General features: G+C 62.3%; 7 protein-coding genes and 1 pseudogene. 2 read left to right on the top strand and 6 right to left on the bottom strand.

Annotated elements, in window-relative coordinates:
- Both AC1DT3_RS09695 and AC1DT3_RS09690 read right to left on the bottom strand, forming a co-directional pair.
- Window positions 1-146 (bottom strand): annotated as a pseudogene (locus tag AC1DT3_RS09695) (diaminopimelate decarboxylase); the annotation flags it as partial.
- Between the two features lie 76 nt (window positions 147-222).
- On the bottom strand, window positions 223-480 hold the full coding sequence (locus AC1DT3_RS09690; RefSeq protein WP_477465046.1) for a hypothetical protein: 258 nt from the start codon (window positions 478-480) through the stop codon (window positions 223-225).
- A gap of 282 nt (window positions 481-762) precedes the next feature.
- Here AC1DT3_RS09690 and AC1DT3_RS09685 point away from each other — a divergent pair, with 282 nt between their 5' ends.
- Window positions 763-2643, top strand: a complete 1881-nt coding sequence (locus AC1DT3_RS09685) for a hypothetical protein (RefSeq protein WP_477465045.1) — start codon at window positions 763-765, stop codon at window positions 2641-2643.
- 143 nt (window positions 2644-2786) lie between these two features.
- Window positions 2787-3428 (top strand): thiol:disulfide interchange protein TlpA, encoded by a 642-nt coding sequence (tlpA, locus tag AC1DT3_RS09680; protein WP_477465044.1) that lies wholly within the window; start codon window positions 2787-2789, stop codon window positions 3426-3428.
- A 6-nt stretch (window positions 3429-3434) separates the two neighbouring features.
- Here tlpA and AC1DT3_RS09675 read toward each other — a convergent pair whose 3' ends face one another.
- From AC1DT3_RS09675 to purL, 4 genes are all read right to left on the bottom strand, one after another.
- Complete coding sequence (locus tag AC1DT3_RS09675; protein ID WP_477465042.1) at window positions 3435-3761, bottom strand: hypothetical protein; 327 nt, start codon at window positions 3759-3761, stop codon at window positions 3435-3437.
- Between the two features lie 201 nt (window positions 3762-3962).
- On the bottom strand, window positions 3963-4298 hold the full coding sequence (gene grxD, locus AC1DT3_RS09670; protein WP_477465041.1) for a Grx4 family monothiol glutaredoxin: 336 nt from the start codon (window positions 4296-4298) through the stop codon (window positions 3963-3965).
- A gap of 60 nt (window positions 4299-4358) precedes the next feature.
- Window positions 4359-4595 (bottom strand): BolA family protein, encoded by a 237-nt coding sequence (locus tag AC1DT3_RS09665; protein WP_477465040.1) that lies wholly within the window; start codon window positions 4593-4595, stop codon window positions 4359-4361.
- A 12-nt stretch (window positions 4596-4607) separates the two neighbouring features.
- On the bottom strand, window positions 4608-6549 hold a 1942-nt coding region (purL, locus tag AC1DT3_RS09660; protein WP_477465039.1), incomplete at its 5' end, for a phosphoribosylformylglycinamidine synthase subunit PurL.

Below are 6549 nucleotides of genomic sequence, written 5' to 3'. Positions count from 1 at the left end.
GCGAAAGCCTCCGCCAGCACGCGGTAGTGCCGCTCCAGGGTCGCCGTGGAATAGCAGTAGAACGGCGTCCCGACTTCGTTGGCGATGCGGCTGAGATCGACGCCCTCGGCGTGCAGAACGCCGTTGCGATAGGCGAAATGGTGCATGACGATGAATTTCCGGGGATGACGTCCGCGTCGATTGCCCGCCGACGATCGACGGTCGAAAACGATTTTGCAGCGCTTACAGGATCGGGTCGAGGATGAATTGCGACTTCGGAATGGTGTAGCCGCGTTTCGGGTTGCGGTTGGGCGTGCCGACCGGCGAGGGCAGCACACCGCCGACCGCATCATCGTCGCTCGCCTGCGCTCCCTGCTCGGTTTTGGGCGCGGATGGATCGGGCGGCGCCTCCGGCGCACCACGGCGGCCACAGGCGGACAAGCTCAAGGCGAGGATCCCGACCACGAGCGCGGTCCGGACGAAAGGCAGATCAGGCGACATCAACAGGCTCCAAACGTGGCCGCACCATAGCGGGAAGATGCGGGGGACGCGAGAGGCAAGCGGAGCCGGTGGAATCGTCTCCGCGTCGCGCACGGGTGGGAGACCGAAATCTAGAATAGTTATTCTATAACAATAACATAAGACCGATGTGACTTTATCTTCGGTGACGATGGAACAGTCCTGGAGGAGAAACGTTATTCGATAGCTGATAAGATATAACGATTCACCAACGTTCCTGTCGGCAGGACATTTTTGGGTCCGGAAACCTCAAGGAGCTATCCGATGCCATCGTTTAACCAAGCCATGCGGCTTTACATTTTTGGAGCGGCGGAGGCCGTCGCCTTCGCAATGCCGGATTCAGCCGGTGTCGCCAACGTCCTCGGCAACGACCTCGCCAACACCATCACGGGTAACGCCTTCGACAACATCTTGGATGGCGGTCTGGGTGCCGACATTCTGACAGGCGGATTGGGCAACGACACTTACGCAGTGGACAATGGCGGTGACACCGTCGCCGAGCTCGCCAATCAGGGCGCCGACCTCATCCTGTCCTCGATCGATTTCAGTCTGCTCAATGCCGCGAATGTGGAAAATCTCACCCTGGCAACCGGCGTCGGCGCGCTCAACGGCACCGGCAACGCCTTGGAAAACACCCTCACGGGAAACGAAGGTGTCAATGTTCTCACGGGTGGCGCGGGCAACGATACCCTCTTTGGTGCTGCTGGAGCCGACGAACTCCTGGGTGGCATCGGAAATGATAGCCTCAATGGCGGTGCTGGCGTTGACCAGATGACAGGCGGCGCCGGTAACGACTTTTATGTGGTCGATGATGCGACCGAGACGCTGGTGGAGATTGTCAATGAAGGGACCGATACGGTCAGCGCTTCGCTGTCCCACACCCTTCAGAACAATTTCGAGAATCTTGTCCTCACGGGAACCGGCAACTTTTCAGGAACCGGCAACACTTTGAACAACAGTCTGACGGGCAATACCGGCAACAACACGCTCGTCGGCGCGGACGGCAACGATACACTCGACGGCGGTTCCGGCGCGGACCGGATGGACGGTGGCGCGGGCGACGATACCTTCGTGATCGAGGACGCCGGCGACGTCATCGTCGATGCTTCCGGCATCGATACGGTCGTCTCCTCCCTGCTAAGCAACACGCTCGCAACCGGTCTTGAGAACCTTAGTGCCGCCAGCGGCGCCGCCGCGATTAATCTCACTGGCAACACGCTCGCCAATACGCTGACCGGGAACGCCGGCGCGAACATTCTCGACGGCGGTTCCGGCGCGGACCGGATGGACGGTGGCGTAGGCGACGATACCTACGTGATCGAGGACGCCGGCGACGTCATCGTCGATGCTTCCGGCACCGATACGGTCGTCTCCTCCCTGCTAAGCAACACGCTCGCAACCGGCCTTGAGAACCTCAGTGCCGCGGGCGGTGCCGCCTCGACCAATCTCACCGGCAACTCGGTCGCCAATACGCTGACAGGGAACGCCGGCGCGAACATTCTCGATGGCGGGGGCGCCGGTGATCAAATGTTCGGCGGCGCGGGAAACGACACATATATCGTCGACAATGCGCTCGATATCGTTACGGAGGCGCTGGCCGGTGGCACAGCCGACACTGTGCGCGCGAGTGTAGGATATACGCTCAGCGCGTCAGCGGAGGTCGAGTTCCTGGCCGCAGCGGTGCCCTTGAGCACAGCCGGACTCTCGCTCACCGGGTCGGATACCGCCAACACCATATCGGGCACGGCGGGGCGGGATACCCTGTCGGGACTCGGCGGCAACGACGTTCTCAAGGGTGGTCTCGGCAAAGACATTCTGATCGGCGGCGGTGGAGGGGATATCTTCCTTTTCGACACGAGGTTGTCGCGGAGCAATACCGACCAGGTGCGGGAATTCAACGCCAGGAATGACACGTTCCAACTCGACAACAAATTCATGACCAAGCTGGGAAAGGTCGGCAAACTCAGCTCGGACGCCTTCCATATCGGCGCTCAGGCGGCGGACGCGGAAGATCGCGTTCTCTTCGACAGCAGGACCGGCGTTCTCTCCTATGACGCCGATGGCTCAGGCAAAGGCGGCGAGCTCGAGATCGCGATACTTACCAGAGGCACCAAATTGACCGCCAACGACTTCATCATCATCTAATCGTCCGAATCCAAAGGCCCCGGCAGCGCCATCGTTGCCGGGGCCTTTTTCGTTTTCGCCGACATGAGGCCCGCGCAATTGTGATAATGATTGCGGGACGGGAGCGCTTGAGGTGCGCGAGGAAACGCGGCACACCCACTCGTATGTCGAAGCTCCCCAATTTCTCAGCGATCAAGATCGCTGCCTTGCTCACGGTCCCTCTTGCGGCCTTGGTTTGGTACGCTCTTTCGGTAAGCGGCAATCCCGCGACAGGAAACGGCGAATGCCGCGCCTCGGCGGCCCTCGCTGAGCATCTCAAACCTTTGGCGAAGGGCGAACTGGCGGCTCTCGCGATCAGCGGCGCGCCCAGACCTTCACCCGCGATCGGATTTGCCGGCCTCGACGGTCAGCCGCGAAGCCTTACGGATTTCACCGGCAAGACGGTGCTCGTCAATCTCTGGGCGACATGGTGCGTGCCATGCCGGGAGGAGATGCCGGCGCTCGACAAGGTTCAGGCGGAACTCGGGGGCAAGGATTTCGAGGTCGTCGCGATCAACGTCGACACGCGCAATCCCGACAAGGCGAAGGCGTGGTTGCGGGACAACGGCATCACCAATCTCGCTTATTACGCCGATCCTTCGGGGAAGGTTCTGCAGACGTTGCAGAAATCCGGTCACGTGGTCGGCTTGCCGACGACGGTGCTGATCGATCCTGCCGGTTGCGAGATCGGCGTCCTGAAGGGCCCGGCGGAATGGCACGCGCCGGATGCGATCGCTCTGCTGAAGGCCGCGCTCGGACGGTCCTGATCCCGTTCACACGGGGCGCTTGAAGGCCCCGTTTCCATCCGGCAGCCCGGCCTCGCCCGTATAGGGCGGTTTCGACAGGCGCCAGGGCCGGCCCATCGCTTGGCGCGTCTYGCCGCGCTTGAGGCTCCTGATGGTGCCGTCCGCCAGAACTTCGTCGATCACCACGAAACCCAGCGCCTGCAGCATGACGGCGGCCGTCTTGGCGGAGAGGTCGTCGGCGGGCAAAGCGATGGAGCCGGCGGCATAGACCGTCTCGATCAGGGTCTTGGGATGGTGGGCGGGCTGGCTTCTCGGGTGCGCGAAGGCCAGAACATTGGTCTCGGATTCTAACATGCTAAACCCCCATTTTGCGCCGTCCTCGTTTGTTTTCACGGCGCGGGCTCTCGTCGGAGCTTCACCATTGTGGGGGAACTCCGACCGGTTCCGGAATGCGACAAAAAAACGGTCCGGATAACAAGTGGGTGAGAAAGGTCTTAAGAAACGGAAAACGGGGCCTCAGGGCCCCGTCTCGCAATGCATTCGATTTCGATCGGATCAAGCGGTCTGTTTGACCGCGATTCCCTTGTCGGTGAACAATTGCTGCAATTCACCCGATTGGAACATCTCGCGCGTGATGTCGCAGCCGCCGACGAATTCGCCCTTGACGTAGAGCTGGGGAATCGTCGGCCAGTTGGAATAATCCTTGATCCCCTGGCGGATGGTCTCGTCCTCGAGGACGTTGACGCCCTTATAGGGGACGCCGAGATAGCCGAGAATTTGGACGACCTGGCCGGAAAACCCGCACATGGGGAATTGCGGCGTGCCCTTCATGAACAGCACGACGTCGTTGGACTGCACTTCGGTGTCGATCACCTGGCGGGCATCGGTCATGGAATTCTCCTGTTCCGCGGCGGTCAAGGCGCCGGGGTTTCGATCTTGGGTTCTTCGATCTCAATTGTCGGGTGCGAGCGTCGTCAAGGCAAGTGCGTGCAGCACGCCCCCCATGCGACCCTGCAGCGCCGCGTAAACCATCTGATGCTGCTGGACCCGGCTCTTGCCCTTGAACGCCGATGATTCGACGGTCGCGGCATAGTGATTGCCGTCTCCGGCGAGATCCTTGATCTCGATCCGGGCGTCCGGGAGGGCAGCCCTGATCATGCTTTCGATTTCGCCTGCATCCATCGCCATCGTATTCGTTCCTCAGGCCCGACTGGCCATGTAATTCGGCAGCCAAGTTTCGTGAGCGGCCTTCAGATCTTTCACCGATATGGCCTCGTTGCCCGGCAGAATCAATGAATCGCCGCCCGTCACGCCGAGGATCGTCGCGGGGATACCGAGCGTCGTCGCCTCGTAGAGAATATCGGTCGCCTGATCGGGATTGACGGCCAGGACGTAGCGGCCCTGATCCTCGCCGAACAGGAACGCGTGGAGAGGAAGACCTTCACCATCGTGGGAGATCGCCGCTCCGACGCCGCGCGCCATCGCCATTTCCGCGAGCGCCAAGGCGAGGCCGCCATCGGAGCAATCGTGGACGGTGTCGACCTGTCCGGTGCGGATGAGCTGGCGGACGAAATCGCCGTTGCGCTTCTCCTGCGCCAGATCGACCGGCGGCGGCGCACCCTCTTCGCGACCGCAGACCTCGCCGAGATAGATGGATTGTCCGAGCCAGCCCTTCGTTTCGCCGATCAAGACCAGCGCATCTTCGGACCGTTTGAACGCGAGCGTCGCATGCACGCGGACATCGTCGACAAGGCCCACCCCGCCGATGGCAGGTGTCGGCAGAATGCCTTGGCCGTTGGTCTCGTTGTAGAGCGACACGTTCCCCGACACGACCGGGAAATCGAGTGCGCGGCAGGCTTCCGCGATGCCACGGAGGCAGCCGACGAACTGCCCCATGACTTCGGGCCGTTCCGGGTTGCCGAAATTCAGATTGTCGGTGATGGCGAGCGGCAGGCCGCCGACCGCGGTGATGTTGCGCCAGGCTTCCGCGACCGCCTGCTTGCCGCCCTCGACCGGATCGGCTTCGCAATAGCGCGGCGTGACGTCGGTGGTCAGGGCGAGGCCCTTCGGACCGTCCTCGACGCGCACGATCGCGGCGTCGCCACCAGGGACCTGCACGGTGTTGCCGAGAATGAGATGGTCGTATTGCTCCCACACCCAACGCTTGGAGCATTGGTCGGGCGAACCGACGAGCCGGAGCAGCGCTTCGCCGTTCGAGACCGGCGGCGTCACGCTCGCCGGCGCGATCACCGGCAGGTGTGTGTTGGCCAAGTGCGGACGGTCGTAGAGAGGCGCCTCGTCGCCGAGTTCCTTGATCGGCAGATCGGCCATCACCTCGCCCTTGTGCTTCACGACGAAGCGCAGGGTATCGGTGGTCTTGCCGATGATCGCGAAATCGAGCCCCCACTTGACGAAGATCGCTTCCGCTTCCTTCTCCATGCCGGGCTTGAGCACCATGAGCATGCGCTCCTGGCTCTCCGAGAGCATCATTTCGTAGGCGCTCATGCCTTCTTCGCGGCACGGCACCTTGTCGAGATCGAGCTCGACGCCGAGATCGCCCTTGGCGCCCATTTCCACCGCCGAGCAGGTGAGACCGGCGGCGCCCATGTCCTGGATCGCGATGACCGCGCCGGATTGCATGAGCTCGAGACAGGCTTCGAGGAGAAGCTTTTCCGCGAAGGGATCGCCGACCTGCACGGTCGGGCGCTTCTCTTCCGACGCGTCGTCGAATTCCGCCGATGCCATCGTCGCGCCGTGAATGCCGTCACGGCCCGTCTTCGAGCCGAGATAGACGATCGGATTGCCGATTCCCGTCGCGGCCGCATAGAAAATCTCGTCGGTCTTGGCGAGCCCGACCGCCATGGCGTTGACGAGGATGTTGCCGTTGTAGCGCGGATGGAAGCCGACGCTGCCGCCGACCGTAGGCACCCCGAACGAATTGCCGTAGCCGGCGATGCCCGCAACGACGCCGGAAACGAGGTGCGGCGTCCTGGGATGGGCGGGCTCCCCGAAGCGGAGGAAGTTCAGCGCTGCGATCGGGCGCGCACCCATGGTGAACACGTCGCGCAGGATGCCGCCGACACCTGTCGTCGCGCCCTGATAAGGTTCGATGAACGAGGGGTGGTTGTGGCTCTCCATCTTG

It is taken from the genome of Microvirga sp. P4_G7 (assembly GCF_056401005.1).
This window is presented reverse-complemented; position numbering and strand designations above follow the sequence as displayed.